At 66.7% G+C, this 26,288-nt stretch carries 31 protein-coding genes; 16 read left to right on the forward strand and 15 right to left on the reverse strand.

All coding sequences use genetic code 11. The features are described 5' to 3' along the window. Positions 1–5: 5 nt before the first annotated feature. Both GOQ09_RS22090 and GOQ09_RS22095 read right to left on the reverse strand, forming a co-directional pair. Positions 6–689, reverse strand: coding sequence for an SCO family protein (locus GOQ09_RS22090; protein ID WP_157615729.1), 684 nt, complete (start codon positions 687–689; stop codon positions 6–8). Beyond that, complete coding sequence (locus tag GOQ09_RS22095; RefSeq protein WP_157615731.1) at positions 673–1,482, reverse strand: SURF1 family protein; 810 nt, start codon at positions 1,480–1,482, stop codon at positions 673–675. The genes GOQ09_RS22090 and GOQ09_RS22095 overlap by 17 nt, the downstream gene beginning before the upstream one ends. Before the next feature lie 36 nt (positions 1,483–1,518). Here GOQ09_RS22095 and GOQ09_RS22100 point away from each other — a divergent pair, with 36 nt between their 5' ends. Next, a complete protein-coding gene (locus GOQ09_RS22100; protein WP_165442114.1) occupies positions 1,519–1,740 on the forward strand; it encodes a twin transmembrane helix small protein in 222 nt (73 codons plus the stop codon). Positions 1,741–1,814: 74 nt separating this feature from the next. Here GOQ09_RS22100 and GOQ09_RS22105 read toward each other — a convergent pair whose 3' ends face one another. The 8 genes from GOQ09_RS22105 to GOQ09_RS22135 form a co-directional block, all read right to left on the reverse strand. After that, a complete protein-coding gene (locus tag GOQ09_RS22105; RefSeq protein WP_157615733.1) occupies positions 1,815–2,696 on the reverse strand; it encodes a cytochrome c oxidase subunit 3 in 882 nt (293 codons plus the stop codon). A 75-nt stretch (positions 2,697–2,771) separates the two neighbouring features. After that, positions 2,772–2,984: a DUF2970 domain-containing protein gene (locus GOQ09_RS22110; protein WP_157615735.1), complete on the reverse strand. Its 213-nt coding sequence runs from the start codon at positions 2,982–2,984 to the stop codon at positions 2,772–2,774. Further along, positions 2,981–3,607 carry a cytochrome c oxidase assembly protein gene (locus GOQ09_RS22115; RefSeq protein WP_157615737.1) on the reverse strand — a complete coding sequence of 209 codons (627 nt, stop codon included), beginning with the start codon at positions 3,605–3,607 and terminating at the stop codon, positions 2,981–2,983. The genes GOQ09_RS22110 and GOQ09_RS22115 overlap by 4 nt, the downstream gene beginning before the upstream one ends. Before the next feature lie 19 nt (positions 3,608–3,626). Continuing rightward, positions 3,627–3,752, reverse strand: coding sequence for a cytochrome oxidase small assembly protein (locus GOQ09_RS26420; RefSeq protein WP_431769288.1), 126 nt, complete (start codon positions 3,750–3,752; stop codon positions 3,627–3,629). Between the two features lie 23 nt (positions 3,753–3,775). Beyond that, positions 3,776–5,413, reverse strand: a complete 1,638-nt coding sequence (gene ctaD / locus GOQ09_RS22120) for a cytochrome c oxidase subunit I (RefSeq protein WP_157615739.1) — start codon at positions 5,411–5,413, stop codon at positions 3,776–3,778. 55 nt (positions 5,414–5,468) lie between these two features. Further along, positions 5,469–6,647, reverse strand: coding sequence for a cytochrome c oxidase subunit II (coxB, locus tag GOQ09_RS22125; protein ID WP_157615741.1), 1,179 nt, complete (start codon positions 6,645–6,647; stop codon positions 5,469–5,471). A 59-nt stretch (positions 6,648–6,706) separates the two neighbouring features. After that, positions 6,707–7,183: a DUF2244 domain-containing protein gene (locus tag GOQ09_RS22130; RefSeq protein ID WP_157615743.1), complete on the reverse strand. Its 477-nt coding sequence runs from the start codon at positions 7,181–7,183 to the stop codon at positions 6,707–6,709. Between the two features lie 225 nt (positions 7,184–7,408). Then, a complete protein-coding gene (locus GOQ09_RS22135) occupies positions 7,409–8,323 on the reverse strand; it encodes a biotin synthase (RefSeq protein WP_157615745.1) in 915 nt (304 codons plus the stop codon). Positions 8,324–8,346: 23 nt separating this feature from the next. Here GOQ09_RS22135 and GOQ09_RS22140 point away from each other — a divergent pair, with 23 nt between their 5' ends. Together GOQ09_RS22140 and trmL are read left to right on the forward strand one after the other, a co-directional pair. Beyond that, a complete protein-coding gene (locus GOQ09_RS22140; protein WP_157615747.1) occupies positions 8,347–9,063 on the forward strand; it encodes a ComF family protein in 717 nt (238 codons plus the stop codon). A 28-nt stretch (positions 9,064–9,091) separates the two neighbouring features. Next, complete coding sequence (gene trmL, locus GOQ09_RS22145; protein WP_157615749.1) at positions 9,092–9,553, forward strand: tRNA (uridine(34)/cytosine(34)/5-carboxymethylaminomethyluridine(34)-2'-O)-methyltransferase TrmL; 462 nt, start codon at positions 9,092–9,094, stop codon at positions 9,551–9,553. A gap of 33 nt (positions 9,554–9,586) precedes the next feature. Here trmL and GOQ09_RS22150 read toward each other — a convergent pair whose 3' ends face one another. Together GOQ09_RS22150 and GOQ09_RS22155 are read right to left on the reverse strand one after the other, a co-directional pair. Continuing rightward, complete coding sequence (locus GOQ09_RS22150; RefSeq protein WP_157615751.1) at positions 9,587–10,057, reverse strand: MaoC family dehydratase; 471 nt, start codon at positions 10,055–10,057, stop codon at positions 9,587–9,589. A gap of 52 nt (positions 10,058–10,109) precedes the next feature. Beyond that, on the reverse strand, positions 10,110–10,730 hold the full coding sequence (locus tag GOQ09_RS22155; protein ID WP_157615754.1) for a ParA family protein: 621 nt from the start codon (positions 10,728–10,730) through the stop codon (positions 10,110–10,112). A gap of 91 nt (positions 10,731–10,821) precedes the next feature. On the opposite strand from GOQ09_RS22155, the gene GOQ09_RS22160 reads away from it, so the two are divergent. Both GOQ09_RS22160 and kefC read left to right on the forward strand, forming a co-directional pair. Further along, positions 10,822–11,574 (forward strand): NAD(P)H-dependent oxidoreductase, encoded by a 753-nt coding sequence (locus tag GOQ09_RS22160; protein ID WP_157615756.1) that lies wholly within the window; start codon positions 10,822–10,824, stop codon positions 11,572–11,574. Positions 11,575–11,576: 2 nt separating this feature from the next. Further along, positions 11,577–13,427 carry a glutathione-regulated potassium-efflux system protein KefC gene (gene kefC, locus GOQ09_RS22165; RefSeq protein WP_157615758.1) on the forward strand — a complete coding sequence of 617 codons (1,851 nt, stop codon included), beginning with the start codon at positions 11,577–11,579 and terminating at the stop codon, positions 13,425–13,427. A gap of 23 nt (positions 13,428–13,450) precedes the next feature. On the opposite strand, the gene GOQ09_RS22170 is transcribed toward kefC, so the two are convergent. Beyond that, the gene (locus GOQ09_RS22170; RefSeq protein WP_157615760.1) at positions 13,451–14,317 is read right to left on the reverse strand and encodes an amidohydrolase family protein; all 867 of its coding nucleotides are present in this window, start codon (positions 14,315–14,317) and stop codon (positions 13,451–13,453) included. Between the two features lie 104 nt (positions 14,318–14,421). Between GOQ09_RS22170 and GOQ09_RS22175 the strand changes: the two genes are divergently transcribed. From GOQ09_RS22175 to GOQ09_RS22200, 6 genes are read left to right on the forward strand one after another with little or no spacing between them, the layout of a single operon-like run. Further along, entirely contained in the window at positions 14,422–15,195 is a 774-nt protein-coding gene (locus GOQ09_RS22175; RefSeq protein WP_157615762.1) for a crotonase/enoyl-CoA hydratase family protein, read from the forward strand. Continuing rightward, positions 15,192–17,045: a feruloyl-CoA synthase gene (locus GOQ09_RS22180; protein ID WP_157615764.1), complete on the forward strand. Its 1,854-nt coding sequence runs from the start codon at positions 15,192–15,194 to the stop codon at positions 17,043–17,045. Before GOQ09_RS22175 ends, GOQ09_RS22180 begins: the two co-directional genes overlap by 4 nt. 23 nt (positions 17,046–17,068) lie before the next feature. Then, positions 17,069–17,833 carry an SDR family NAD(P)-dependent oxidoreductase gene (locus GOQ09_RS22185; RefSeq protein WP_157615766.1) on the forward strand — a complete coding sequence of 255 codons (765 nt, stop codon included), beginning with the start codon at positions 17,069–17,071 and terminating at the stop codon, positions 17,831–17,833. Positions 17,834–17,868: 35 nt separating this feature from the next. Further along, entirely contained in the window at positions 17,869–18,858 is a 990-nt protein-coding gene (locus tag GOQ09_RS22190; protein WP_157615768.1) for a Bug family tripartite tricarboxylate transporter substrate binding protein, read from the forward strand. Positions 18,859–18,879: 21 nt separating this feature from the next. Then, the gene (locus tag GOQ09_RS22195; protein WP_157615770.1) at positions 18,880–20,637 is read left to right on the forward strand and encodes an acyl-CoA dehydrogenase family protein; all 1,758 of its coding nucleotides are present in this window, start codon (positions 18,880–18,882) and stop codon (positions 20,635–20,637) included. 40 nt (positions 20,638–20,677) lie between these two features. Beyond that, positions 20,678–21,169, forward strand: a complete 492-nt coding sequence (locus GOQ09_RS22200) for a MarR family winged helix-turn-helix transcriptional regulator (protein WP_157615771.1) — start codon at positions 20,678–20,680, stop codon at positions 21,167–21,169. Between the two features lie 24 nt (positions 21,170–21,193). Here GOQ09_RS22200 and GOQ09_RS22205 read toward each other — a convergent pair whose 3' ends face one another. Continuing rightward, positions 21,194–21,856, reverse strand: coding sequence for a TetR/AcrR family transcriptional regulator (locus GOQ09_RS22205; protein ID WP_157615773.1), 663 nt, complete (start codon positions 21,854–21,856; stop codon positions 21,194–21,196). Positions 21,857–21,982: 126 nt separating this feature from the next. Here GOQ09_RS22205 and GOQ09_RS22210 point away from each other — a divergent pair, with 126 nt between their 5' ends. The 4 genes from GOQ09_RS22210 (at position 21,983) to GOQ09_RS22225 (ending at position 24,803) form a co-directional block, all read left to right on the forward strand. Next, positions 21,983–22,417 (forward strand): VOC family protein, encoded by a 435-nt coding sequence (locus tag GOQ09_RS22210; protein WP_157615775.1) that lies wholly within the window; start codon positions 21,983–21,985, stop codon positions 22,415–22,417. A gap of 18 nt (positions 22,418–22,435) precedes the next feature. Next, a complete protein-coding gene (locus GOQ09_RS22215) occupies positions 22,436–22,855 on the forward strand; it encodes a VOC family protein (RefSeq protein WP_157615777.1) in 420 nt (139 codons plus the stop codon). 37 nt (positions 22,856–22,892) lie between these two features. After that, positions 22,893–24,380 carry a DHA2 family efflux MFS transporter permease subunit gene (locus GOQ09_RS22220; protein WP_157615779.1) on the forward strand — a complete coding sequence of 496 codons (1,488 nt, stop codon included), beginning with the start codon at positions 22,893–22,895 and terminating at the stop codon, positions 24,378–24,380. A 63-nt stretch (positions 24,381–24,443) separates the two neighbouring features. Continuing rightward, positions 24,444–24,803, forward strand: coding sequence for a DUF1428 domain-containing protein (locus GOQ09_RS22225; protein WP_157615781.1), 360 nt, complete (start codon positions 24,444–24,446; stop codon positions 24,801–24,803). A 15-nt stretch (positions 24,804–24,818) separates the two neighbouring features. Here GOQ09_RS22225 and GOQ09_RS22230 read toward each other — a convergent pair whose 3' ends face one another. Next, positions 24,819–25,577 carry a sulfite exporter TauE/SafE family protein gene (locus GOQ09_RS22230; RefSeq protein WP_157615783.1) on the reverse strand — a complete coding sequence of 253 codons (759 nt, stop codon included), beginning with the start codon at positions 25,575–25,577 and terminating at the stop codon, positions 24,819–24,821. Between the two features lie 223 nt (positions 25,578–25,800). On the opposite strand from GOQ09_RS22230, the gene GOQ09_RS22235 reads away from it, so the two are divergent. Continuing rightward, positions 25,801–26,274 carry a DoxX family protein gene (locus tag GOQ09_RS22235; RefSeq protein WP_157615785.1) on the forward strand — a complete coding sequence of 158 codons (474 nt, stop codon included), beginning with the start codon at positions 25,801–25,803 and terminating at the stop codon, positions 26,272–26,274. Positions 26,275–26,288: the final 14 nt, after the last annotated feature.

Genomic DNA, 26,288 nt, shown 5'->3' on the forward strand with positions numbered 1-26,288 from the left:
CGGTGTCAGCGGCCGGGCTCGTCCCAGGAGGCGGAGGCGCGCAGCAGGCGGTCGAGGTCGCGCTTGGCGCGGCTGGCGCCCTTGGCGTCCATGCCGGCCGGAAAACGCATCATCCAGTTGCCCATGGGATCGACCACGTAGAGGTGCTCGGCCAGGGAATGGCCTTGAACCGGGGCAAACCACCGGGCAAGCTGCTCGGCCGGCACGCGCAGCACGGTGGCGCCGCGCAGGCCGTTGTCCAGGCGCGCGGGCACAGGTGCCGCGTCGCTCACGAGCCAGACGCGGTCGAGCCGGTCTTTCTCGCGGCCCAGGCTTTCGCGCAGCTGGCGCTGCAGGTAGAGCTGCTGCTCGCAGAGCGCATTGCAGGCCGCATCGGCCACCGCAACCAGCAGCCACTGCCCCTTGAGCGTGGCGACGTCGACCGGCGCGCCGTTGCGGTCGGTGGCGGTGAGCGCCGGCAGCACGCGCTGCGGATCGATGAGCTCGCCGTAGACGCTGCGGCCTTCGGGCCGGATCACGTAGTAGGTGAAGTAAGACGCGATGACAGGGGCCGCGCACATCAGCATCACGGCAATCATCTTCCAGCGCCCGACGACCGTGCGGCGGCCTTCGGCGCCGTCGAGCGCCTGGTTGGGCGACGGCATCGTGTGCACCGTCAGGCCCAGTGGTTCGTCAGAGGCTGCTTGCATCGTGTGTGCGGCGCCTGGAGCGGCGGAAGGGGGCAATGAATTGGAACCAGACATAGAGGATGACCACGAGGGCTGAGAGCCCGAACCACTGGAATGCATAGCCGTAGTGCTTCTCCAGACCCAGGGCGGGGGCCGGCCAGTCGCGCTGCAACCCCTCGGAAGCGGGGCCGACCTGCTGCAGCGACACGTCTGTGCGCAGCGGCAGCTTGGTTTCGGCGCGGAACGCTTCCAGGTCGAGATTCTGCCGGATGGGCGAAGACCCCTCGCCTTCCGGTGCCGAGGCGGCCGCGGCCGGCTTGCCGAGTTCGAACAGGTGGCCGGGCGGAGGCTCGATCAGCCCGGTGACTTCGACAATGCCGACCGGCGTCTCGACCGCGCCCAGTTGCTTGCGGTCATTGAAATTGCGCTGCACCCAGCCGCGCTGCACCATCACGGTTTGGTCGCTGCCTTCCAGGGCGAACGGCGTCAGCACGTAGAAGCCGGGCACGCCGTGCATCTGCCGGTTGTCCAGGTAGACCGTCTGGGGCGTCAGCCAAAGGCCGCGCAGTCGCACGGGCCGGTGCAGCGCGCCGGCGGGTGCCTCCAGCGCGAGAAATTCGGCCTGGTCGAGCGGCGGCTTCTGCTTCTGGGCTTCGATCTCGGCCTGCAGCGCCTCCTTCTGCGCGGCGCGCGAAAGCTGCCAGCGACCCAGCGACACCGTGGCGGCCAAGGTCAGCACGGCGGCCAGCGTGACCAGCACGAAACGGCCTCGCCTCGGCGCCCTGGCGGCGGGCTGAAGGGGTTCCGGCGTCACTGGAAGGGATGAGGCGCGCGGCCGATAATCGGGGTCATGAAATACTTCGTCGCCCTGGCTTTCGTGGGCATCTTCGCGAGCCTTGCCTTCGCGCTCTTCTACATGCTGAAAGACGGGCGCAACGGACGCGCCAAAAGCGGCGGCATGGCGCGCGCGCTCACCTTTCGGATCGGCATCTCCGTGGTTTTGTTCCTCTGCATGCTGCTCGCCTGGAAATTCGGGTACATCCAGCCCACCGGGCTCCCGCTCGGCAAGTAGATGGTGCTCGTTCCACGAGAACCATGAAAAAGGCGCCTTTCGGCGCCTTTTTGTTTTTATGCCGCGGGTTTCGCTCAAAGCCAGTAGACCAGCACGTAAAGGCCAAGCCACACCACGTCGACGAAGTGCCAGTACCAGGCCGCGCCTTCGAAGCCGAAATGGCGCTCAGGCGTGAAATGGCCCTTTTGCAGGCGCAGCGTAATGAACAGCAGCATCAGCATGCCGATGAACACGTGCAGGCCGTGGAAACCAGTCAGCATGAAGAAGGTCGAGCCGTAGGCACCCGAGCTGAGCTTGAGGTTCAGGTCGGTGTACAGGTGGAAGTATTCGTAGCCCTGAACGCCCAGGAAGACCACGCCGAGCAGCACGGTGAGCCACATGAAGCGGATGCATTGGGCGCGATGGTCGGCGCGCAGCGCATGGTGCGCAATGGTGAGCGTGACGCCCGAGCTCAGCAGGAGCGCGGTGTTGATCGTGGGCAGCCAGAACGGGCCGACGGTCTGGAAAGGCTCGACGATGTCGGCCGGCGAACCGGTTGCGCCGGCGGCAATGCTGGGCCAGACGGCCTTGAAGTCGGGCCAGAGCAGCGCGTTGTCGAGGCTGCCGAGCGCCGGCAGCGAATGGGTGCGGGCCCACCACAGCGCGGTGAAGAAGGCGCCGAAGAACATCACTTCGGAGAAGATGAACCAGCTCATGCTCCAGCGGTACGAGAGATCGATCTTGTGGCCGTACTGGCCGCTTTCGCTCTCGCCGATGGCGGCGCGGAACCACACGAACAACGTGGCAAGCCACACGACCATGCCGAGCAGCAGCGACCAAGCGCCCCACTGGTGGCCGTTGATCCACTGGCCGGCGCCAAGAATCACGAAGAACAGGCCGATCGAGGCCATGACCGGGTAGGCCGATGGCCCGGGCACAAAGTAGTAGGGCGTGGTGCCGTGGGTGGTTGAACTCATATCAGCTCCTGGCTTTCTTTCTTCTCTCGATTCAATTCGATGGGGTCTGGATGTCGTGGGCCCAGCGGCGCGCGGTCAGGGCGCAACCACGTAGCGCACCAGCAGCACCAGGCCGACGATGAAAACAATGACGGCGGCAAATGCCACCGCGATGATGTGCAGCGGGTTCAGCTTCGCCAGGTCGTCCTGATAGGCGCTTTTCTTGCGCACCCCGAAGAACGACCAGCAGACGGCCTTCACCGTGTCCCACAGCGTGGCCTTGCGCGGCGAATTGGGATCGGCGGTCACGAGCGGGGCTCATGGGCGGCTTTGGAAACAGCGGCGACCGGGGCCGGCGGCGTCTTGCCGCCGACTTCGAAGAAGGTGTACGACAGCGTGATCGTCTTCACGTCCTTGGAGATCTTCGGATCGATCACGAACGCGACCGGCCAATCCTTCTTCTCACCGGGGTCGAGGGTGTACTGGTTGAAGCAGAAACACTCGAGCTTGTTGAAGTACGGCGCGGCCTGCTGCGGCGCATAGCTCGGGATGGCCTGCGCCGCCATCCGGCGGTTCTGCACGTTCTGGAACTCGTACACCACCGTGTTGAGCTGGCCGGGGTGCACCTGCATCGTCCGCGCGGCGGGCTTGAAGTCCCAGAGGCCGCCGCGAACGTTGGAGTCGAACTCGACCGTGATGGTGCGGGTGGTGTCGACCTGCGAGTTGTCGGGCACGCGCACGTTCTTGCCGCCGCTCGCGCCGCCCGGCACTTCGAGCTCGTTGAGCGCGAGGATGTTGATGCCGGTCATTTCGCAGATGGCGCGGTAGAGCGGCACCAGCGCATAGCCGAACGCGAACATGCCGCAGGCCACCACAGCCAGCTTGCCGACCATGCGGACATTGGCGCGCTTGATGCGTTGACCGAGGCTCATGCGTACGGCTCCGTTCGCTTCAGCGTCCGCTGAACCAGATCATGCGGACCAGGAATCCGAGAAAGAACATCACGGCGATGGAGGCCAGCGTGAGCCCCATGCGTCGATTGTTCTTTCTTTGTTCGGGCGTGGTCATTGTCGTCATGCGGGCGGGCGGCCGTGCAGCGTTCAGCCGATCACCTTGGTGGCGGTCGGGTCGAGCTTGGGCGGGTTCTCGAAAGTGTGGAAAGGCGCCGGCGACGGCACTTCCCACTCGAGGCCTTCCGCGGCTTCCCATGGCTTTTGCGGCGCCTTCTCACCCTTGCCGAGCATGGTCGGCAGCACGATGAAGAAGAAGAAATAGACCTGCGCAAGACCGAATCCGAAGGCGCCGATGGACGCCACCGCGTTGAAGTCGGCAAACTGCATTGGGTAGTCGGCATAGCGGCGCGGCATGCCAGCCAGGCCCAGGAAGTGCATCGGGAAGAAGGTGATGTTGAACGAGATCAGCGACCACCAGAAGTGGATCTTGCCGCGCGTTTCGTCGTACATCACACCGGTCCACTTGGGCGCCCAGTAGTAGTAGCCTGCGAACATGGCATAGAGCGAACCGGCCACCAGCACGTAGTGGAAGTGCGCCACCACGTAGTAGGTGTCCTGCAACTGGATGTCGATGGGGGCGATGGCCAGGATGAGGCCGGTGAAGCCGCCCATCGTGAACACGAAGATGAAGCCCACGGCAAACAGCATCGGGGTCTCGAAGGTCATCGAGCCCTGCCACATGGTGGCAATCCAGTTGAAGATCTTCACGGCCGTCGGCACCGCGATCAGCATGGTCGCGTACATGAAGAACAGCTGGCCCGTGACCGGCATGCCGGTCGTGAACATGTGGTGCGCCCAGACGATGAACGAGAGGATCGCGATCGACGAGGTGGCGTACACCATCGAGGCGTAGCCGAACAGCTTCTTGCGCGAGAACGCCGGCACGATCTGGCTGATGATGCCGAAGGCCGGCAAGATCATGATGTAGACCTCGGGGTGGCCGAAGAACCAGAAGATGTGCTGGTACATCACCGGGTCGCCGCCGCCGGCGGGGTTGAAGAAGCTGGTACCGAAGTGGCGGTCGGTCAGCGTCATGGTGATGGCGCCTGCGAGCACGGGCATCACGGCAATCAGCAGGTAGGCGGTGATGAGCCAGGTCCAGCAGAACATCGGCATCTTCATCAGCGTCATGCCGGGCGCGCGCATGTTCAGGATGGTGACGATGATGTTGATCGAGCCCATGATCGACGAGGCGCCCATGATGTGCATCGCGAAGATGCCGGCGTCCATCGAGGGGCCCATCTGCAGGGTGAGCGGGGCGTAGAGCGTCCAGCCGGCAGCGGGTGCGCCGCCGGGCATGAAGAACGAACCCACGAGCATCAGCGCCGCGGGAATCAGCAGCCAGAAGCTGAAGTTGTTCATGCGCGCGAAGGCCATGTCGGATGCGCCGATCTGCAGCGGGATCATCCAGTTTGCAAAGCCCACGAACGCCGGCATGATGGCGCCGAACACCATGATCAGCCCGTGCATGGTGGTGAACTGGTTGAACAGCTCGGGGTTCACCAGTTGCAGGCCGGGCTGGAACAGCTCGGCGCGGATCAGGAGCGCGAGCACGCCGCCCACCATCAGCATCGTGAAGCTGAACAGCAGGTAGAGCGTGCCGATGTCCTTGTGATTGGTGGCGAACACCCAGCGGCGCCAGCCGGTGGGCGCTGCGTGGTGCTCGTCGTGATCGTGTGCGTGGCCGTCGTGGGCGTGACCGTGGGGGTCGAGGACTGCACTCATTTCATTGTTCCTTGCAATTTCTTCGTCGCGGGGCGCTTGGGCTCGATCTTCGCGATCACTTGCCGCGCAGGGCCAGAACTTCGGCCGGCTGCACCAGCTGGCCCGTCTTGTTCGACCAGCTGTTCTTGGTGTAGGTGGCAACGGCGGCCAGGTCGGTGTCGCTCAGTTGCTTCCAGGAGGGCATTGCGCCATTGTTCTGGCCGTTGAGCAGCACCAGCAGCTGCACCTTGTGGTCGGCATCGACCACCTTGGGGCTGGCGTCGAGCGGCTTGATCGGGCCGGCGCCCTTGCCGTTGGCCTGGTGGCAGGCCGCGCAGTTGGCCGCATAGACCTTCTCGCCGCGGGCCATCATGTCGGGCAGCGTCCAGACCTTGCTCGGGTCGTCGAGCTTGGCGGCGGCTTCCTTGCGCTTGGTGTCGACCCACGCCGTGTAGTCGGCGGCCGAAACCACCTTCACATGGATGGGCATGTAGGCGTGTTCCTTGCCGCAGAGTTCCTGGCACTGGCCGTAGTAGTCGCCCACGGTTTCGGCGCGGAACCAGGTGTCGCGCACGAAGCCCGGAATCGCGTCCTGCTTGATGCCCAGCTGGGGCACGGCAAACGCGTGGATCACGTCGTTGGCGGTGGTGATGATGCGGACCTTCTTCTGCACCGGTACGACCAGCGGGTTGTCGACCTTGAAGAGGTAGTCGTCGGGCATCTGGCCCTTGGCACCGGCGTCGGACATGGCGCGCTGCGAACTGTCGAGGGTGGAGATGAAGGCCAGGCCCTCGCCTTCGCCCGTCAGGTAGTCGTAGCCCCACTTCCACTGGTAGCCGGTGGTCTTGATGGTGAGGTCGGCGTTGGTGGTGTCCTTCTGGGCCACCAGCACTTTGGTGGCGGGCAGCGCCATCACGATCACGATGATGAAGGGCACGATGGTCCAGATGACCTCGACCACCACCGATTCATGGAAGTTGGCCGCCTTGTGGCCGACCGACTTGCGGTGCTTCCAGATCGAATAGAACATGACCGCGAACACGGCAACGAAGATGACCGTGCACAGGATCATCATTACCGTGTGCAGGAAATGCTGTTCCTGCGCGATCTTGGTAACGCCAAGCGGGAGGTTCAGCTGGCGCACCGAGGGGCCGCCGGGCAGATCGTTGACTGCGTGCGCCGCGCCGCTGAAAGCCGCGCCGGCCGCCAGCAACAGATTCGCCGGCCTGTACTTGTTGCGCCAAATGCTCTTCATCGTGTTCACGTTTCTCAATTTTTTCAACAAACCCAACCGTGCAGCGCCGCGCGAGCCGTTCAGGCGCCACGCAACGCCATGCGAATCTCGCGCGCCAGTGCGGCTCGCAACTCCGGGCGTACATAGCGCCCCACCCTGACCGATCGACCCTGACCCGAGACCTCGATCAACGAGCGATCGCCGGCCTGCGGTTCGATCCGCACCTGGTGCGGCAGAAATTCCGTGCGCTCGTAGTCTCCACCGTTCTCGAGCTCCACCACCAGCCGTCCGCCCTGCAACGCGATCTTTTCTCCATCGGTCGCGTGCCGCGCGTACAGCATGAATACAAAACCCACCGCCGCCAGTTCGAGCCAGGCAAAGGGCAGCACCAGCGGCGCCCCGAGCAGCCAGAACACCGTACCGATACCGAGCGACGCCACGCACAGCGAGGCGTAGAGCCAGCCCAGCTGGCTCGGCGTCACCGAGCAATTGCGCTTCAGGAACCAGTGGATGTTCTGGCCTGAAACGGTGGCAAAACGAAACACGGAATTCGACACGGGCGAGTTCAGCAAATCGGTGCGTCGACGCCGGCCAACCCCTTGTCTCCACAGGATCGGACGGACCTCGTTCGCGGAACAACACCCGCGAGTTTCACGCAACGGCGGATTGTAGCGGGTAGACACAGGTGCCCGCCCGCAAGATGCGCAGCTTGCGGGCCCCGCCGCTCATCGATAGCCTATGCGCTGCGCGCTACGGTCTCGCCTTGGGAGCGGCCCGGCGGCTCAGCCGCCGGGCCGGCCGCGCTGCAGCATCGAGCGCATCTCGCGCAGCGACACGGCGCTCTCGGCCGAAAGCGCCACGCGCGGCGCCGGCTTGAAGGCGTGGCCATAGATGACTTCGAAGGTCAGCGCAATGCGCCCGCCGCCCTCTTCCGCCGGCGCTAGGTCGGGCAGCGCCGCCTTCAGCGCCTGATGCCACGCCTTGCCGCGCAGCGCCGAAAAGCGCGCCGGATGCAGGTTGCGCCCGAGCGTGCGCAGCTCGGCAAGCGCCGCCTCTGGCGTAGCCCAGGTAAGCACGATGCGTTCCATGTCCATCACCGGCTCGGCAAAGCCGGCATGCACCAGCATGTCGCCCCAGTCGTGCATGTCGGTGTATTCGTGGCCCGCCGCCGGCCAGCCAAGCCGCGCGTGCAGGGCCCGCAGCTCGCGGACCGTGTCGGGGCCCAGGCACGAGAACATCAGGAAGCCGTCGGTCGCCACCAGCCGGTGCCAGTGCGCGATGAGCGCCTCGGGGTCGGCCGCCATATGCAGCGACATGTTGGCCCAGAGCAGGTCGACGCCGTCTTCCGGCGGCGCATCGAAACGCGCCTTGCCGCCCTGCCATCGGCGCGCGCTCCACCAGGGCGCTGCCAGCACCTGGCTGGTTGCGGCGGCAAGGGCCGGTTCGGGTTCGATCACGAAGCAGGCGGCTTCGCGATAGCGCCGGGCCACGAGTTCGTGCGCCTCCAGGCCGCCGCGAAGGGGGGCCCAGTCGGCCCAGGTGCGTGGCTGCGCCTTGATCCATTGCAGCCGGTCTTCCATGCGGCGGCCGATTTCCTCGTGCAGCCACGGGGAGCCGCCGGCAGGCGCGAGCCGCCTCCAGCGTGCGGCCGCCGTGGGATCGATGGTCGGCGGTCTTCTTGCGGGGTCGGTGGCCATGGGGCCGTGAGTATATTGAGGCCATGTTCAGCCGTTGGGCCCGTCGGCCTTTGACCTCTCTGCTTGCACGGCTGCCCAGCCAATGCGAGGTGTGCCGCGCCTGGCCTTCCCGGCGCGTTTGCGATGCCTGCGTGGCCCGGTTTGCGCCTCCGGCCGACCGATGCGGCAGCTGCGCGCTGGCCGTTCCGCAGGGCGTCGCCCGGTGCGGCGAATGCATGGGCGATCCGCCGCCGCTCGATGCCTGCCTTGCGGCCTGCGACTACGCGTGGCCATGGCCGGAGTGCATTGCCCAGTTCAAGTTCCGCGGGGAGGCGGGCTGGGCCGGGCCCCTGTCAACCCTGATGCGCAGCGTGCCCTGGGTGGAACCGGCGCTGGAAAACTGCGACACCGTGCTGCCGATGCCCATGGCCCCCGCCCGGCTGCGTCAGCGCGGCTTCAACCAGGCCCTCGAACTGGCGCGCCGGCTGGCCCCCGCCAAAACCGACGCCACGTTGCTCCTGCGCACCCGCGACACGCCGGCGCAGATCGGTTTGGCGCGCGCCGAGCGCCTTCGCAACCTGCGTGGCGCCTTCGCGGTGGAGCCCCTGCGCGCCAGCCAGCTGCAGGGCCGGCGCGTCGTGCTGATTGACGATGTGATGACCACGGGCGCCTCGCTCTTCTCGGCGGCCGCGGCACTGCGGCTGGCCGGCGCAGCGCACATCACCGCCGTGGTGCTGGCGCGGACCGCTGCGCCGCATTGAGCGGGCGCGCCACCGCGACAATCGGCGCATGTTCCATATCGTCCTGGTCCACCCCGAAATTCCGCCGAACACGGGCAACGTGATCCGCCTGGCGGCCAACACAGGCTGCGCGCTGCACCTGGTCGAGCCGCTGGGCTTTTCGATGGACGACCGGCTGCTGCGCCGCGCCGGGCTCGACTATCACGAGTACGCCGAGGTCAAGCGCCATGCCGGTTGGCAGACCCTGCTCGACACCGAAAAGCCCGCGGCCGAGCGCATGTTTGCCCTTACCACGCGCGGCATGCGCGCCGTGCACGACGTTCGCTTCCAGCCTGGCGACTGGCTGGTGTTCGGCTCAGAGACGAGCGGACTACCGCCGACGGTGCGCGAAGGTTTCGCCGAGCCCCAGCGCCTGCGGTTGCCGATGCGCGAGGGTCAGCGCAGCCTCAATCTTTCGAACGCGGTGGCAGTGACGGTATTCGAAGCCTGGCGGCAGAACGGATTCGGCTGAGCGGTTGCGCTCCGGGCACTGGCCGAGGCGAATTCAGCGGTAGCGGCGCACCACCGACTCCGCCACGCAAGCCGGCTTGGCCGCGCCTTCGAGCTCGATCGTGGTTTCCCAGGTCATCTGGATGCCGTCGTCCGCAATCGGCTCGGCGGTGAGCAGCTTCATCCGCGCCCGCAGCCGCTTGCCGACCGGCACCGGCGACATGAAGCGCACCCGGTTCAGCCCGTAGTTCACGCCCATGCGCGACTCAACCACCTCCAGCGCCGTCTCGTAGAAGCGCGGCAGCAGCGAGAGCGTCAGGAAGCCATGGGCAATCGGCCCGCCGAAGGGCCCCGCCTTGGCGCGCTCGACGTCGACATGAATCCACTGGTGGTCGCCCGTGGCTTCGGCAAACTGGTTCACCTGCTCCTGCGTGATGGTGATCCAGTCGCTCACGGCGACTTCCTGGCCAACGCAGGCGGCAAGATCCTGAAGCGTCTGGAATGTCTTTTTGGTCATGCGCGGCATTCTGGCGTCAAGGGCGCGGGTGCGGGTGTCGGCATTGCGACAGCCGAAAGCCTCAGCCTTCCAGCCACTCGCAGATCGGCTGCCACTGCTCCAGGTCGCGCTGCACGCGCCCCGGCGCAATGTCGAACAGCGTGAGCCCGCGCGCCGCAAGCTGAACGTAGTTCTGCGTGTCGCGCAGTTCGCCCAGCACCGGCACGCCCAGGCTTGCGATGAACTCGTTCAATCGGTCGGCCGCCAGGGTGCGGGCGTTCACCCGCATGCCCACAAGGCTGATCTTCGTTTTTTCGGCACGCCGCTGCTCCATCAGCCGGTCGAGAAAGTCGCGCGTGGCGTAGATGTCGAAGATGCTCGGCTGCAGCGGCACGATCACCCGGTCTGCCAGAGCCAGCACCTCCTTGAAGCGCCACCCGTGCAGGCCGGCCGGCGTGTCGAGCACGGCATGCGTGGTTCCGCGCGGCGGCCGCACCACGGCGCTGTCGCCCGTGGCCTCCCAGGTGGCGATGGGCCGCGCCTGCGACGGCCGCAGGCCGAGCCAGAGGCGCGACGATTGCTGGCGGTCCACGTCGCCGAGCATCACGGCATGGCCGCGGCTCGCGAAATAGCCCGCGATGTTCGTCGCGAGCGTCGACTTGCCTACGCCACCCTTGGGGTTGGCGACCAGAACCACCGGCATGAGCATCTCCTCCAGAACTGGAACACCCCGCATCGTAGCGACACGAGTCGCGCCCAGCCGGCGCGGGTCGATCTTGAGCTATGTTCGCGGCATGACGACAACAACATCCGCGGCCGCCGCCAGCGCCGAATCCGGCGGCATCTATGTGCTTGCGGCCCATCCGCACTGGCGCGACTCCCGCGTCAACCGCCGGCTGCTGGCCGCCGCGCGTTCGGTGCCCGGCGTGGAGGTGAACGACCTCTACGGCAGCTACCCCGACTTCTCCATCGACATCGAGACCGAACAGGCGCGGCTTGCCAGGGCCAGCCTGGTGGTGCTGCTGCACCCGATCCAGTGGTATTCGATGCCCGCGCTGCAAAAACTCTGGCTCGACGACGTGCTCGGCTACGGCTGGGCCTATGGCCCGGGCGGCACCGCCTTGCAGGGCAAGGACTTGTGGCTGGCCGCCACGACGGGCAGCCCCGAGCAGAGCTACCACCCGCAAAGCTATCACCGCTATTTCTTCGACGCCTTTTTGCCGCCCTACGAGCAGACCGCGGCCCTCTGCGGCATGCGCTTCTTGCCGCCCCTGGTCTTTCACGGCGCGCGCAGCGCCAGCGAGGCCGACGTGGCGGCCCATGTCGACGTGTTCGCCCAGCGGCTCGGCAGCTACCCCGACTGGCCCGAACTCGAGGAGCTCGATGTGTGCGTGGCCTGCCCGGTGCCCGAGACCGATCGCCCCGCCGAGCATGACGAACCGGGCGCGGCGACCTCCGGCGCGTTCCAATCTGCAATGACCCATGGTGTGGCTTTCATGTCCGCGGCCAATGAAGAAGAAAACAGCGACAAGAAAGGCTCGGCCTGAGCATGGAGCACGCACCCGCCTGGCTGACCAGCAGCCTTATCTACCTGAGCGCCGCCGTGCTGGTGGTGCCGCTTTCGAAGGCCCTGGGCCTCGGCTCCATCATCGGCTACCTCGTGGCCGGCATCGCCATCGGCCCCTGGGGACTGGGCCTTGTTTCCAGCGTGGAAGACGTGCTGCATTTCGCCGAATTCGGCGTGGTGCTGATGCTGTTTCTCGTGGGCCTCGAGCTTGAACCCAAGCGCCTGTGGAACCTGCGCCGGCCCATTTTCGGCTGGGGCGCTGCGCAGGTGCTGAGCTGCGCGGCGGTGCTGTTTGCCGTCGGCTGGGCCGCCGGCGCCGAATGGCGCGTGGCGCTGGTGGCGGCACTCGGCCTGGCGCTCTCGTCCACCGCCATTGCGCTGCAGGTGTTCGGCGAGCGCAACCTGCTCAGGACGCCGAGCGGCCAGGCCGGCTTTTCGATCCTGCTGTTCCAGGACGTGGCGGCAATCCCCATCCTCGCGCTGCTGCCCCTGCTGGCGGGCGCCACGGCGGCCGAACAGTCGCTCAGCGGGCTCGACCGCACGCTCGAAGGCTTGAAGATCGTCGGCGTGATCGCCGGCATCATCCTCGGCGGCCGGCTTGCGTTGCGCCCGCTGCTGCGCTGGATCGCGCGCAGCGACACGCCCGAGATCTTCACCGCCGCGGCGCTGCTGCTGGTGGTGGCCATTGCCGCGCTGATGCAGTTCGTGGGCCTCTCGATGGCACTCGGCGCCTTTCTTGCCGGCGTGCTGCTGGCCGAAAGCGAATACCGGCGCGAACTCGAGACCGACATCGAGCCTTTCAAGGGCCTGCTGCTCGGCCTGTTCTTCATCGCCGTGGGCATGTCGATCAATTTCGGCGTGCTGATCGCAAGCCCCTGGCTCATGGCCGCGCTGGTGGTCGGCTTCATGGCCGTCAAGCTGGTGGTGATCTACACGCTGGCCAAGGCCATGGGCCTGGCCTACCAGGAGCGCCCCGTGTTCACGCTGCTGCTGGCGCAGGGCGGCGAGTTCGCGTTCGTGGTGTTCCAGGCCGCGGGGCCCGACGTGCTGCCGCCCGAAATCACCTCGCTCCTGATCGGTGCCGTGGCGCTGTCGATGCTGCTGTCGCCGCTCTTGCTGGTGCTGCTCGACAAGTTCGTGCTGCCGCGCTACAGCCGCAACAACGGCGCGCAGCTCGAAGAAATCTCGGAGCAGCAGGACGCCAAGGTGCTGATCTGCGGCTTCGGCCGCTACGGCCAGATCGTCGGCCGCATGCTGATGTCGCAGGGCCTGCGCGTGACGGTGCTCGACCATGACGCCGACACCGTCGAAGGCCTGCGGCAGTTCGGCTTTCGCGTGTTCTATGGCGACGCGACGCGGCTCGACCTGCTGCGCACCGCGGGCGCCGGCACGGCCAAGGCCATTGTGGTGGCGGTGGACGACATCGAGCAGTCGCTCAATATCGTCGACCTGGTGAAGGAGCACTTTCCGCAGGCGCGCATCATCGCGCGGGCCCGCAACGTGACGCACCTCTTCCAGCTGCGCGACCGCGGCGTGACAGATGTGGAACGGGAGGTGTTCGAATCGTCACTGCGCAGCGCCCGCACCACGCTCGAGGCGCTGGGCTGGCCCGCCCACGAGGCACGCGAGACGGCCATGCGGTTCCGCCGCCGGAACATCTTGCTGAGCGACGAGATCTACCCTCACTACAAGGACCGCGCCAAGCTCATTGCCGCCAATAAGGCGGGCCGACAACAGTTCGAAGAGCAGATGGCGCGCGAACGCGAGGAGCGGCAGCGCCGCTCGGGCCGCGATTGGGACCGGTTCGAAGAAAAAGAAGAGGCGGACGGCTGAGCCCGCCCTCCGGCTGACCCCGGTCAGCCTTCCAGCTTGAGCAGCCGCACCGCGTTGCCCTTCAGGATGCCCGGCATCACCTCGGGCTTGAAGCCGGCCGTCTCGAAGTCCTTCATCCAGCGGTCGGGCGTGATCAGCGGGTAGTCGCTGCCGAACAGGATGCGGTCCTTCAGCAGCGTGTTGGCGTATTGCACGAGCTGCTTTGGAAAGTACTTCGGGCTCCAGCCGGACAGGTCGATCCACACGTTGGGCTTGTGCGTGGCCACGCTCAGCGCCTCGTCCTGCCACGGAAAGCTGGGGTGCGCCATCACGATCTGCATGTCCGGAAAGTCGATGGCCACGTCATCCAGGTGCATCGGGTTGCTGTACTCCAGCCTGAGGCCGCCGCCGCAGCGCATGCCCGAGCCGATGCCGCTGTGGCCCGTGTGGAAGATGGCCGGCAGGTTGTGCTCGGCAATCACCTCGTAGATCGGCCACGCCATCTTGTCGTACGGGTGGTAGCCCTGCACCGTCGGGTGGAACTTGAAACCCTTCACGCCGTGCTCCTCGATGAGCCGCCGCGCCTCGCGCGCACCCATCTTTCCCTTGTGCGGATCGATGCTGGCAAAGGCAATCATGATGTCGCTGTTCTTCTGCGCCGCCTCGGCGATTTCCTCGTTCGGAATGCGACGGCGGCCCATGTTCGACTCGGCGTCGACCATGAACATCACCAGGCCGATCTTTCTTTCGCGGTAGTAGGCCACGCTCTCGGCAATGGTCGGCCGGCCGCTCGAGCCGAAGTACTTGTCCGCGGCGCGGTCGTATTCCTCGCCGTAGTTGTCGAACGGGTTCCAGCAGCTCACTTCGGCGTGGGTGTGGATGTCGATCGCGATGAGGTTCTTGTGGTCCATCTCGTTGTCTCCAGTACGGGTAAGTCCCTAGGATTCGGGGCGCTCAAATGCCTTGAATTGATTATTTATCATAACCATAATCCAACTCACACACGAATGCAATCATGACCAATCCCGACCTCCAACTCGACATTCGCGACGAAGTCGCCATCGTTCGCCTGACGCGCGGCGCCAAACGCAATGCCCTTTCGGACGGCCTGATTCTCGCGCTGCGCAACACTTTCGAGACCCTTCCCTCCACGGTGCGCGCGGCGGTGCTCGACGGCGAAGGCCCGCACTTCTGCGCCGGCCTCGACCTGAGCGAACTGAAAGAGCGCGACGCGGGCCAGGGCATGCAGCATTCGCGCCTGTGGCATGCCGCACTCGACCTGATCCAGCACGGCCCGGTGCCGGTGGTTGCCGCACTGCACGGCGCGGTGGTGGGCGGCGGGCTCGAGTTGGCCAGCGCCTGCCACATCCGCGTGGCCGACCGCTCCACCTTCTACGCGCTGCCGGAAGGCTCGCGCGGCATCTTCGTGGGCGGCGGCGGCTCGGTGCGCATTCCCAAGCTGATCGGCGTGGCCCGCATGACCGACATGATGATGACCGGCCGCGTCTACAACGCGGAAGACGGCGAGCGCGCCAACTTCGCGCAGTACCTGGTCGACGAAGGCGCCGCTTTCGACAAGGCCTTCGAACTCGCCAAGCGCATTGCCACCAACGCGCCGCTCACCAACTACGCGCTCATGCATGCGCTGCCGCGCATCGCCGAGCAGTCGGCCGACCACGGCTTCTTTACCGAGGCGCTGATGTCCGGCATCGTGCAGAACGCGCCCGAGGCCAAGGAGCGCGTGCGCGATTTCCTCGAAGGCCGCGGCGCCAAGGTGAGCAAGGGATGACCACGATCCGATACCGTCCGCTGGCGTTCGGCGTCACGCGCGCAGTGCTGCGCGAAGGCGCGCCGGGCACGCAATACCTGCGCGCCGAAACAGAGCTCGGCCCCTATCGCGACCGCATGACCGACCGCCTGGCGCATTGGGCCGAAGCCGCACCCGAGCGCACCTTCATTGCCCGCCGTGAACGGCTGGCCGACGGCAGCACCGGCGACTGGCAGCGCGTGAGCTACGCCGAGGCGCTGCAGAAGGCACGCAGCATCGGCCAGGCCCTGCTCGACCGCGGCCTGAGCCCGGACCGCCCGGTCGCGATCCTCAGCGAGAACAGTATCGAACACGCACTGCTGGCCCTGGGCTGCCTTTATGCCGGCGTGCCGTATTGCCCCGTGTCCCCGCCCTATTCGCTGGTGAGCCAGGACTTCGAAAAGCTGCGCCACGTGCTGGACACGCTCACGCCGGGCCTCGTCTTCGCCGCCGACGCCGCGCGCTATGCCCGCGCCATCCAGGCCGTTGTGCCGGCCGGCACCGAAGTCGTCCTCGCCGAAGGACAGCTTGAAGGCCGCGCCACCACCAGCCTGGACGCACTCGCCGCCACGCCCGCAACACCGGCCATCGACGCCGCGATGCGCGCCACGGGGCCGGACACCATCACCAAGTTTCTGTTCACCTCGGGCTCCACCAAGATGCCCAAGGCGGTGATCAACACGCACCGCATGTGGTGCGCCAACCAGCAGCAGCTGCGCCAATCGATTCCCGCGCTCGGCGAAGAGCCGCCGGTGCTGGTCGACTGGCTGCCGTGGAACCACACCTTCGGCGGCAACCACAACGTGGGCATCGTGCTGGACAACGGCGGCACGCTCTACATCGACGACGGCAAGCCCACACCCGGCGGCATGGCCGAGACGCTGCGCAACCTGCGCGAGATCGCGCCCACCATCTACTTCAACGTGCCCACCGGCTTCGAGGCCATTGCACATGCGATGGAAACCGATGCGGTGCTGCGCCGCAACCTGCTGTCGCGCGTGAAAATGTTCTTCTATTCCGGCGCGGCGCTGGCGCAGCCCATCTGGGACAGCCTGCACCGCACGCAAGAGGCCGAAGTGGGCGAGCGCATCGTCATGGGCACGGGGCTGGGCATGACCGAGTCGGGCCCGTTCGCGCTGTATGTCACTGGCCCCGAAGTCAAGTCGGGCGACATCGGCCTGCCCGCGGCGGGCATCGAGCTCAAGCTGATCCAGATCGACGGCAAGACCGAGGTGCGCTACCGCGGCCCCAACATCACCCCCGGCTACTGGCGCGCGCCCGAGGCCACGGCCGAGGCTCTCGACGAAGAGGGCTTCTTCTGCACCGGCGACGCGGTGAAGTGGATCGACGAGAACAACATCCACCGCGGGCTGCGCTTCGACGGCCGCATTGCCGAAGATTTCAAGCTGGCCACCGGAACCTTCGTGAGCGTGGGTCCGCTGCGCGCGAAGATCATCGCCGCCGGTGCACCCTATGTGCAAGACGCGGTGCTGACCGGCATCAACCTGAAGGAAGTCGGCGCGCTGATCTTCCCCACGCAGAAGGTGCGCGAGCTTGCCGGCCTGCCCGCAGACGCAACGATGCAGCAGGTGCTCGAAAGCGCGCCGGTGCAGGCGCGCTTCCAGCAGGTGGCCAACGAACTGGCCGCCATGGGCACCGGCAGCGCCAACCGCGTCGCGCGGCTGCACCTCATGGCCGAGCCGCCTTCCATCGACAAGGGCGAAGTGACCGACAAGGGCTCCATCAACCAGCGCGCCGTGCTCAAGCACCGCGCCCACCTGGTCGAGGCGCTGCATGCCGACACCCTGCCCTTCACGCTGAAGCCCCGCTGACCCACACCCAGGAGACAAGCATCATGAAGATCGAAGGACAAGCAGCACTCGTCACCGGCGGCGCATCGGGCCTGGGTGAAGCCACCGCGCGCGAACTCTCGCGCCTGGGTGCCAAGGTGGCCGTGCTCGACCGCAACGCGGAGCTCGCCGAAAAAGTGGCTGCCGAAATCGGTGGCGTGGCGTGCGTCTGCGACATCACCGATACCGAAAGCGTCAATGCCGCGCTCGACAAGGCCGCCGCGGCGCACGGCCCCGCGCGCATTCTCATGAACGTGGCCGGCATCGGCAGCGCGAAGCGCATCGTCGGCAAGGACGGCAACCCGGCGCCGCTCGAAGACTTCGTGCGCGTGGTCAACATCAACCTGATCGGCGGCTACAACATGGCGCGCCTGTTCGCAGCACGCTGCGCCAAGCTCGACGCACTCGACAACGGCGAAAAGGGCGTGATGCTCTTCACCGCCTCGGTCGCGGCCTTCGACGGCCAGGTGGGCCAGCAGGCCTACAGCGCATCGAAAGGCGGCTTGGTCGGCATGACGCTGCCGATGGCGCGCGACCTGGCGCAGCACGCCATTCGCGTGTGCACCGTGGCGCCGGGCCTCTTTGCCACGCCGCTCCTGATGGAACTGCCCGAAGCCGTGCAGCAGTCGCTGGCCGCGTCGATTCCGTTTCCGCCGCGGCTGGGCAAGCCTTCGGAATTTGCCGAGCTGGCTTGCCACATCGTGACCAACGGGCATTTGAATGGCGAAGTGATTCGCCTCGACGGCGCCTTGCGCATGGCGCCGCGCTGATTCCAGCCCCTCGAAAAAATACAGGAGACAAGACCATGACCAATCGACGTCAGTTCGTGACAGCACTCGGCGGCGCAGCCGCATTCGGCGCCCTGCATCCGCTTGCCGCACTCGCCCAGGCGGTGCAGCAGGCAAAGATCTATTACGGCTTTCCGGCCGGCAGCGCTGGCGACAGCGTGGCACGCCGTGTCGCTGAAAAACTCGGCGACACGCCTTTCTCGAAGATCAACGCAGTGGTCGAGAACAAGCCCGGTGCGGGCGGGCGCATTGCACTCGAAACGCTCAAGACTTCGGTAGCCGACGGCTCGGTGCTGTGCCTGGCGCAGGCCTCCGCGCTGTCGACCTACCCGCACATCTATACCAAGCTGAGCTACGGCCTTGCCGATTTCGCGCCCGTTTCGATTGGCGCGGTCATGACGCACGGCCTGGCGGTCGGACCGATGGTGCCGGCCACCGTGAAGACGCTGAAAGACTACATCGCCTGGGCCAAGGCCAACCCCGGCCAGGCCAGCTACGGCTCGCCGGGCGCGGGCTCCACCCCTCACTTCCTGGGCGCGCTGCTCGGCCTGAACAGCGGCACCGATCTGCGCCACATTCCCTACCGCGGCTCGCTGCCAGCCATCAACGACGTGGTGGGCGGGCAGATCGCATCGAGCATGACGCCGGTGGGCGACTACCTGCCCTTCGCCAAGGCCGGCAAGCTGCGCGTGCTGGCCACCTCGGGTGCGCAGCGCGCGGCTTACCTGCCCGATGTGCCCACCTTCACCGAGCAGGGTTTTCCGGAAATCGTGGCCGACGAATGGTTCGGCTTTTTCGCGCCCGCCAAGACCCCCGCCAGCGTCGTCGCCACGGCAAGCACCGCGATCCAGGCTGCACTCAAGGACAAGGCCGTGGCCGATGGCCTGCTGTCGGTCGGCCTCATCGCACACGGCTCCTCGCCCGAGGACATGAAGAAATCGCTGCAGGCCGAATACGAGCGCTGGGGTCCGCTGGTCAAGAAGATCGGCTTCACCGCCGAATCCTGATCCTCTGATCCCGATACTTCGATGGATTACCGCCCCCGCCCCGAAGACAGCCGATTCGTCCTGAACGCAGTGCTCGACGCGCCCTTGCGGCTGGGCGCGCTCGCGCCCTTTGCCGAAGTCGACGAGGCGCTGCAGGCGCAGGTGCTCGACGAAGCCGCCCGCTTCGTCGCCGAGGCGGTCGCGCCATCGAACCGACGTGGAGACGAGATCGGCTGCCGCTTCGCCGCCGGCGAAGTCACCACGCCGCCAGGCTTTCGCGAGGCCTACCAGGCGCTGGTCGACGGCGGCTGGCCCAGCCTTTCGGCGGCGCCGGAAGACGGCGGCCAAGGTTTGCCGACCGTACTCGAAGCCGTTCTCTACGAGTGGCTGAGCGCGGCCAACCACGGGTTCACCATGGCGCCCGGGCTTCTGCACGGCGCCTACGCCTGCCTCAAGCATCACGGCAGCGCCGAACTGAAGGCCCGCTACCTTTCGAAAATCGCCACCGGCGAATGGCTCGCCACCATGTGCCTGACCGAAGCCCACGCGGGCAGCGACCTGGGCCAGGTGCGCACGCGCGCCGTGCCGCAGGCCGACGGCAGCTTTCGCGTGAGCGGCGGCAAGATCTTCATTTCAGGCGGCGAGCACGACCTGACGCCGAACATCGTGCACCTGGTGCTCTGCCGCCTGCCCGATGCGCCCGCCGGGCCCAAGGGCCTGTCGCTGGTGCTGGTGCCCAAGCAGCTGGAAGACGGCGCGCGCAACGCGGTGCATTGCGAACGCATCGAAGAAAAAATGGGCCTGCACGGCAGCCCGACCTGCGTCATGCGCTTCGACGAAGCCACCGGCTGGCTGGTCGGCGAACCGGGCCGCGGCCTGGCCGCGATGTTCGTGATGATGAACGCGGCGCGCCTGCATGTGGCGCTGCAGGGCGTCGGCCTGCTCGATGCCGCCTGGCAGAAAGCCGATGCCTACGCCGCGGAGCGCCGCCAGATGCGCGCGCCCGGCGCCGTGCCCGCGAGCCGCGGCACTGAAGCCGCCGACCTGATTGCCGAACACCCTGCGGTCCGGCGCATTCTGGACACGCAGCGCGCCTGGGTCCAGGCCGGGCGCACGCTCGCCTACCGCACCGCGCTGATGCTCGACGTGGCCACGCACGACGCCGACGCCAAGGCGCGCGACCGCGCGCAGCGCTGGTGTTCGCTGGTCACTCCGGTGCTGAAGGCCGCCTGCACCCAGCAGGCCTTTCATGGTGCGAGCGAATGCCTGCAGGTGTTCGGCGGTCACGGCTACGTGCGCGAATGGGGCATCGAGCAGATCGTGCGGGACGCGCGCGTCACCATGATCTACGAGGGCACCAACGAGATCCAGGCGATCGACCTGCTGGTGCGCAAGGTGCTGCCCGACGCCGGCGCCGCCATGTCGGGCGTGCTGCTCGAACTGCGCGACACGCTCGACGCCTCGCGCGAGGCCGATGCCGACGTGCAGCGCCGGCTCGCGCAGCTGCGCTACCTGGGCACCACCATTGCCATGGCCGCGCACGCCAACCCGGTGCTGCCCTACGAAGTGGCCGACGACTACCTGCGCGTGGTCACGCTCACATTGATGGCCTGGGCCTGGGCGCGCATCGACGCAGCCGAGGCATCGGATGCGGAACGTGCCGCCAGGGCCGGACCTGCTGCGGCATTCCGGCGCTGGGTGCTGCCCGAGTTCGAAATGCGGCTGGGCATCGTCAAGCGCGCCTGCGAGGGTGTCGCCATGTCGCACGACGCCGCAAAAACTCCCGCTGCTTCAAGCTGACGGAGCCCCGGCCAGGCTGGCCACGGGTTACGCTCGGGCCATGCCTCGTCCATCCAAGAACAGTTCCGCCAAGGCAGAGCCGGCAGCGCCCGGCAACGGCAAGTCCGACCGGCTCGACGCCCGCATGCTCGAAGCCCTGGTCGGCTACAACGCGCGCCGCGCCTGGCTGATCATCAGCGGCGTATTCGCCGAACGCATGGCCCCTTACGGGCTCAAGCAGATCGACTTTTCGGTGCTGTCGCTGCTGGCGCACAACCCGGGCGCCACCTCGCGCCAGCTGTGCAACGCGCTCGACATCCTGCCGCCCAACCTGGTGAGCCTGGTGGCCACGCTGGACAGCCGGGGGCTCATCGAGCGCAAGCCGCATCCGCACGACGGCCGCGCCGTCGGCCTGCATCTCACCGAAGCGGGAGACAAGCTCATTCGCGAAGCCGAACAGACGGTGACGCAGCTCGAGGCCGATGCCAGCGCAAGGCTCACGGCGCGCGAGCGCGAAACGCTGATCCGGCTGCTGCAGAAAATCTACCTGTAGCCCTCTGCCTCCGGGAAGCTCCGGCTAAAGGCCGCGCTCCACCATGTCGATCAGGCGCTGCCCGAGCGCGTGGGCCGCTTCGGCACCGATGCCTTTCAGCGGCCCGTCGATGATCAGCAGTGCCAGCCCGTGCACGGCCGACCAGGCCAGGTATTCGGCATCCGGCCGGCGCGAAGCCTCGAGCGCGCCCGCCTCCACCAGCCGGTCGATCGCCGCGCCCAGCAGCTGAAAGGGCCCCATCCCGCTGGCGCCCACGCTCGCCGGGCCCACCTCGCCCTCGGCATCTTCAGACGACACCACGAAAGCCGTGCGAAAAAGCCCCGGCTCGGCCTGCGCGAACCGCAGATAGGCCGTCCCGATGGCCCGCACCTGCGCCCGCGCGAAGTCCAGCGGCGGCTGGTCGCGGGGCAGAACCGCCAGTTCCTTTTCCATGGAAACGGCAGCCGCCGAGAGCGCCGCCGCCCGCACCGCCAGCAGCAACTCGCGCCGGCTTGCGAAATGCCGGTACGCCGCGTTGGGCACCACGCCCGCGCGCCGCGTCACCTCGCGCAGTGCCACCGCATCGGGGCCGCCGTCCCGGGCCAGCTCGACGCCCGCTTCGAGCAGCGCCCGTCGCAAGTCGCCATGCCGGTACGTACTTCGGGCGGCAGGCGGAACGGGCGCGGGCGGAACGACGGGGGGGCTCATCGGAATCTCCATGTGGACAGTGTCCATTATGTCTGTTATTCTTTGTGGACGGTGTACACAAACTAGGTATTCCGTATTCGCGCAGGTCGTCTGCGCAACCTTTCACCTCAGTCCTAAGGATCCGCCATGAAAGTCCAGTCTTATCTGTCGTTCGAAGGCCGCTGCGACGAAGCCATCGCGTTCTACAAGAAGGCGCTCGGCGCCGAAGTCGTGCAGCTCATGCGCTACAGCGATGCGCCCGAAATGCCGGCGGGCGAAGCCGAAGCAGGCTGCGCCGGCGGCATGCCCGCCGCCGACAAGGTGATGCACTCCGTCTTGCGCATCGGCGAAACCGAGCTGATGGCTTCCGACGGACGGTGTTCCGGCCAAGCGGAATTCAAGGGCATCATGCTCGCCCTCAGCGCCAGCACAGACGCCGAGGCGCGCCAATGGTTCGACGCGCTGGCCGACGGCGGACAGGTGATGCAGCCGCTGACGCCGACCTTCTTCAGTTCTAGCTTCGGCATGCTCACCGACCGCTTCGGCATTGGCTGGATGCTGGTGGTGGACGCCGAAAAGTAACCACCGAAAGGAAAGACCATGTCTCCCATCCACGCTTACCTCACGTTCGACGGCAACGCAGCCGAAGCCATGCGCTTCTACGCGAAGACACTCGGCGGCACCATGCAGATGATGATGACGATCGGCGAAGCGCCCGATACCGAGCAGATGCCGGCCGACGTCAAGAAGCGCATCATGCATGCCTCCCTTGCCTACGGCGACGGCATGCTCATGGCCTCCGACACCATGCCCGGCCAGACCTACGAAGGCATGAAGGGCTTCGGCGTTGCGCTGACCCTCGACACCGTTGCCGAAGCGCGCCGCGTGTTCGACGCCTTCGCCGAGGGTGGCACCGTCTCCATGCCCTTCGAGAAGACCTTCTGGGTCGAGGGCTTCGGTATGGTGACCGACCGCTTCGGCACGCCGTGGCTCATCAACGGCGGCAAGCCGCTGGTCTGAAACCACCTCACTCGCAAACTGCAGGGAATCATTCTTCATGACCGACACACTCGACAACAACCGGAAGCGCTGGCTCGCATTGATGGTGCTGTGCCTCGGCGTGCTGATGATCGTGCTGGACACCACGATCGTGAACGTGGCGCTGCCTTCGATCCGCACCGACCTGGGCTTCACCGAGACCTCGCTGGTCTGGGTGGTAAACGCCTACATGCTGACCTTCGGCGGCTTCCTGCTGCTGGGCGGTCGGCTCGGCGACCTGTACGGCCACCGCAGGCTCTTCCTCATTGGCCTTGTGCTCTTCACGCTTGCATCGCTGGCCTGCGGCATTGCCAATTCGCAAGCCTTGCTGGTGGCGGCGCGCGCGGTGCAGGGGCTGGGCGGCGCGGTGGTTTCGGCCGTCTCGCTCTCGCTGATCATGAACCTGTTCACCGAGCCGGCCGACCGCGCGAAGGCGATGGGGGTGTACGGATTCGTTTGCGCCGGCGGCGGCAGCATCGGCGTGCTGCTGGGCGGGCTGCTCACGAGCTCGCTGAGCTGGCACTGGATCTTCCTGGTGAACCTGCCGATCGGCGTGGCGGTGTATGCGCTGTGCGTGGCGCTGCTGCCCAACGCGCGCGGCCAGGCGCACGGCGAAAAGCTCGACGTGGCCGGCGCCGTCACCGTCACGCTGTCGCTCATGCTCGCGGTCTACGGCGTGGTCAATGGCAACGAAGCCGGCTGGGGCTCCACCCAAACGCTGGGCCTGCTCGGTGCTGCGGTGGTGCTGCTCGCAATCTTCATCACCATCGAGGCACGCGTGCAGCACCCGCTGATGCCGCTGGGCCTCTTCCGCCTGCGCAGTGTGTCGGTCGCCAACGTGGTGGGCGTGCTGTGGGCGGCGGCAATGTTTGCGTGGTTCTTCATTTCCGCGCTCTACATGCAGCTGGTGCTGAACTACACGCCAATGCAGATCGGCCTCGCCTTCCTGCCGGCCAACATCATCATGGCGGTGTTCTCGCTCGGCCTCTCGGCCAGGCTGGTAATGCGCTTCGGCATCCGTAAGCCGCTCGCGGCCGGGCTGTGGCTCGCGGCCATCGGCCTTGCGCTCTTCGCGCGTGCGCCCGTCAACGGCAGCTTTGTCGTCGACGTGCTGCCCGGGATGATGCTGCTCGGCCTGGGTGCCGGCATGGCGTTCAACCCGGTGCTGCTCGCGGCCATGAGCGAGGTCGACCCGGCCGATTCGGGCCTGGCCTCGGGCGTGGTCAACACCGCCTTCATGATGGGTGGCGCGCTCGGGCTTGCCGTGCTGGCCAGTGCCGCCGCGGCGCGCACCGGCTCGATGCAGGCAGCCGGGGCGCAGTTGCCTCTTGCCCTCACCGGTGGCTACAACCTTGCGTTTCTCGTCGGCGCCGTGTTTGCGGCGGTGGCGGGATTGCTGGGGGCATTGCTGCTTCGCACCGCATCTCCGGGGTCCACTCAGAACGACAAGAACAACGAGGGAGCCGCGGCATCCGCAAGCACGGCAGACCGTGCAGCGGCATCTTGAGGGCTCGCCCGTTGGGCCGCCGCCTTTCTTTTCTATTTTCCGTTTCTCTCAAGGAGACTTCCAATGGCTCGCTATGTCGATGGCTTTCTGGTTCCCGTTCCCTCGAACAACGTCGAGGCGTATCGCAAGCTGGCGCGCAAGGCCGGCAAGATCTGGATGGAATACGGCGCGCTCGAATACGTGGAGTGCATTGCCGACGATGTGAAGCCCGGCAAGCTCACTTCGTTTCCGCAGAGCGTGAAGCAGAAGGCGGACGAGACGGTGGCCTTCTCGTGGATCGTCTACAAGTCGCGCAAGCACCGCGACACGGTCAACGCCAAGGTCATGGCCGACCCGCGCATTGCCGCGATGGACCCGAAGACCATGCCCTTCGACGCGAAGCGGATGATCTTCGGCGGGTTCAAGTCGATCGTCGAGTTCTGACCGGGCGCGCCGGGCTCAGGCAAGAAACCCGTCGTAAACCAGCTTGAGCCCGGTCAGCAGCATGCCGAGGTACAGGAAGCGGTAGAACCATGTGGCGCTGATGCGCCGCGCAATGCGAATGCCGACCCACACGCCGAGCGGCGCAAGAGGCATCAGCACCGCCGATGTGGCCAGGGTGCGCAGGTCGATGAGGCCGAGCCAGGCGTACGGAATCCACTTGCTCAGGTTCACCACGAAGAAGAAGTACGCCATGGTGGCCGTGAACACCACCGGCTTGAGCCGCAGCGGAATCACATAGGCGTTGATGGGCGGCCCGCCGGCGTGGGCAATGAAGCTCGTGAAACCCGACACCGCGGTGAGCGCCGCGCCCACTGCGCGCGAAGGCAGCGGGTCGTCCGGCTTGGGCGGAAACACCAGCCGCTGCGCAAGAAACAGCAGGGTGAACACGCCGACGATGCCCGCCACGGTGGGGGCCGAAAGCGTGCGGAACAGCAGCGTGCCGATGACTGTGCCGAGCAACCCGAACGGAACCAGGAACTTGAGCAGCGCCCGGTCGAAGTCGCGCCGGAAGGCCGCAATCCCCAGCAAGTCCATCAACAGCAGCAGCGGCATCAGGATGGCCGCGGCCTGCGGCACCGTGACCGCGAGCGCCATCAGCGGCACCGCGAGCGAGCCGAAACCGGCGCCGAACCCGCTCTTGCTGATGCCGAGCAACAGCACGGCCGGAACGGCAACCGCATAGAAATGCGGATCGGTGATGAGAGGAAAGAGCATGGGAAGGCTGCGCAGAAAAAGCCCGCCGTGTGGCGGCGCAGAAAAAAGCCCGCCGTGTGGCGGGCGGTGCAAGCGTAGCAGGACGGCGCCGGGCCTGCAGGATTCTTGGGGCACCTTCGCAAACGTGTGCGTAAACGCACAGCCGCGCCGGCTGCGGCTGCGCACACTGGAACCGCAACCGCCGCACTCCGCGGCGGGCTTCAACTTTCCTCAAGGATCTGCCATGAACACCCAGGCCGTAGCCGCCGACTCCGCGCGTGCGCCGATCGCATCTTCGTTCGCCCCTCCCTCGCCCGCCGCGCTGGACGATTCCGGCAAGCTGCTGCTGCGCGTGGCCATCGGCGTGCTGGTGCTGCTGCACGGCATTTTCAAGATTTCGGCCGGCGTGGGCTTTGTCAGCGCCATGCTGGTGAAGGCCGGCCTGCCGGGCGGGCTGGCCTACCTCGTGTACGTGGGCGAGATCGCGGCGCCGCTGCTCATGATTGCCGGCTTCTGGACCCGCGCCGCCGCCGGCGTGGTCGTCATCAACATGCTCGCGGCCTTCGGCCTGGTGCACATGGCCGACCTGTTCGCCCTGACCAAGCAGGGTGGCTGGGCGCTCGAGCTGCAGGGCCTGTACCTGTTCGGCGCGCTGGCCGTGGTGCTGCTGGGCGCGGGCCGCTTCAGCCTGGCAGGCCTGCGCGGCCGCTGGAACTGATCCGGCCAGGCCGC

This window comes from Variovorax paradoxus (assembly GCF_009755665.1).
GTDB lineage: Bacteria > Pseudomonadota > Gammaproteobacteria > Burkholderiales > Burkholderiaceae_C > Variovorax > Variovorax paradoxus_G.

Excerpts from the sequence above, each read along its gene's own strand:
- GOQ09_RS22090 (WP_157615729.1), bottom strand. The coding sequence starts at position 689 with ATGCAAGCAGCCTCTGACGAACCACTGGGCCTGACGGTGCACACGATG.
- GOQ09_RS22100 (WP_165442114.1), top strand. The coding sequence starts at position 1,519 with ATGAAATACTTCGTCGCCCTGGCTTTCGTGGGCATCTTCGCGAGCCTT.
- GOQ09_RS22105 (WP_157615733.1), bottom strand. The coding sequence starts at position 2,696 with ATGAGTTCAACCACCCACGGCACCACGCCCTACTACTTTGTGCCCGGG.
- GOQ09_RS22115 (WP_157615737.1), bottom strand. The coding sequence starts at position 3,607 with ATGAGCCTCGGTCAACGCATCAAGCGCGCCAATGTCCGCATGGTCGGC.
- GOQ09_RS26420 (WP_431769288.1), bottom strand. The coding sequence starts at position 3,752 with ATGACGACAATGACCACGCCCGAACAAAGAAAGAACAATCGACGCATG.
- ctaD (WP_157615739.1), bottom strand. The coding sequence starts at position 5,413 with ATGAGTGCAGTCCTCGACCCCCACGGTCACGCCCACGACGGCCACGCA.
- coxB (WP_157615741.1), bottom strand. The coding sequence starts at position 6,647 with ATGAAGAGCATTTGGCGCAACAAGTACAGGCCGGCGAATCTGTTGCTG.
- GOQ09_RS22135 (WP_157615745.1), bottom strand. The coding sequence starts at position 8,323 with ATGGCCACCGACCCCGCAAGAAGACCGCCGACCATCGATCCCACGGCG.
- GOQ09_RS22140 (WP_157615747.1), top strand. The coding sequence starts at position 8,347 with ATGTTCAGCCGTTGGGCCCGTCGGCCTTTGACCTCTCTGCTTGCACGG.
- trmL (WP_157615749.1), top strand. The coding sequence starts at position 9,092 with ATGTTCCATATCGTCCTGGTCCACCCCGAAATTCCGCCGAACACGGGC.
- GOQ09_RS22150 (WP_157615751.1), bottom strand. The coding sequence starts at position 10,057 with ATGCCGCGCATGACCAAAAAGACATTCCAGACGCTTCAGGATCTTGCC.
- GOQ09_RS22155 (WP_157615754.1), bottom strand. The coding sequence starts at position 10,730 with ATGCCGGTGGTTCTGGTCGCCAACCCCAAGGGTGGCGTAGGCAAGTCG.
- GOQ09_RS22160 (WP_157615756.1), top strand. The coding sequence starts at position 10,822 with ATGACGACAACAACATCCGCGGCCGCCGCCAGCGCCGAATCCGGCGGC.
- kefC (WP_157615758.1), top strand. The coding sequence starts at position 11,577 with ATGGAGCACGCACCCGCCTGGCTGACCAGCAGCCTTATCTACCTGAGC.
- GOQ09_RS22170 (WP_157615760.1), bottom strand. The coding sequence starts at position 14,317 with ATGGACCACAAGAACCTCATCGCGATCGACATCCACACCCACGCCGAA.
- GOQ09_RS22175 (WP_157615762.1), top strand. The coding sequence starts at position 14,422 with ATGACCAATCCCGACCTCCAACTCGACATTCGCGACGAAGTCGCCATC.
- GOQ09_RS22180 (WP_157615764.1), top strand. The coding sequence starts at position 15,192 with ATGACCACGATCCGATACCGTCCGCTGGCGTTCGGCGTCACGCGCGCA.
- GOQ09_RS22185 (WP_157615766.1), top strand. The coding sequence starts at position 17,069 with ATGAAGATCGAAGGACAAGCAGCACTCGTCACCGGCGGCGCATCGGGC.
- GOQ09_RS22190 (WP_157615768.1), top strand. The coding sequence starts at position 17,869 with ATGACCAATCGACGTCAGTTCGTGACAGCACTCGGCGGCGCAGCCGCA.
- GOQ09_RS22195 (WP_157615770.1), top strand. The coding sequence starts at position 18,880 with ATGGATTACCGCCCCCGCCCCGAAGACAGCCGATTCGTCCTGAACGCA.
- GOQ09_RS22200 (WP_157615771.1), top strand. The coding sequence starts at position 20,678 with ATGCCTCGTCCATCCAAGAACAGTTCCGCCAAGGCAGAGCCGGCAGCG.
- GOQ09_RS22205 (WP_157615773.1), bottom strand. The coding sequence starts at position 21,856 with ATGAGCCCCCCCGTCGTTCCGCCCGCGCCCGTTCCGCCTGCCGCCCGA.
- GOQ09_RS22210 (WP_157615775.1), top strand. The coding sequence starts at position 21,983 with ATGAAAGTCCAGTCTTATCTGTCGTTCGAAGGCCGCTGCGACGAAGCC.
- GOQ09_RS22215 (WP_157615777.1), top strand. The coding sequence starts at position 22,436 with ATGTCTCCCATCCACGCTTACCTCACGTTCGACGGCAACGCAGCCGAA.
- GOQ09_RS22220 (WP_157615779.1), top strand. The coding sequence starts at position 22,893 with ATGACCGACACACTCGACAACAACCGGAAGCGCTGGCTCGCATTGATG.
- GOQ09_RS22225 (WP_157615781.1), top strand. The coding sequence starts at position 24,444 with ATGGCTCGCTATGTCGATGGCTTTCTGGTTCCCGTTCCCTCGAACAAC.
- GOQ09_RS22230 (WP_157615783.1), bottom strand. The coding sequence starts at position 25,577 with ATGCTCTTTCCTCTCATCACCGATCCGCATTTCTATGCGGTTGCCGTT.
- GOQ09_RS22235 (WP_157615785.1), top strand. The coding sequence starts at position 25,801 with ATGAACACCCAGGCCGTAGCCGCCGACTCCGCGCGTGCGCCGATCGCA.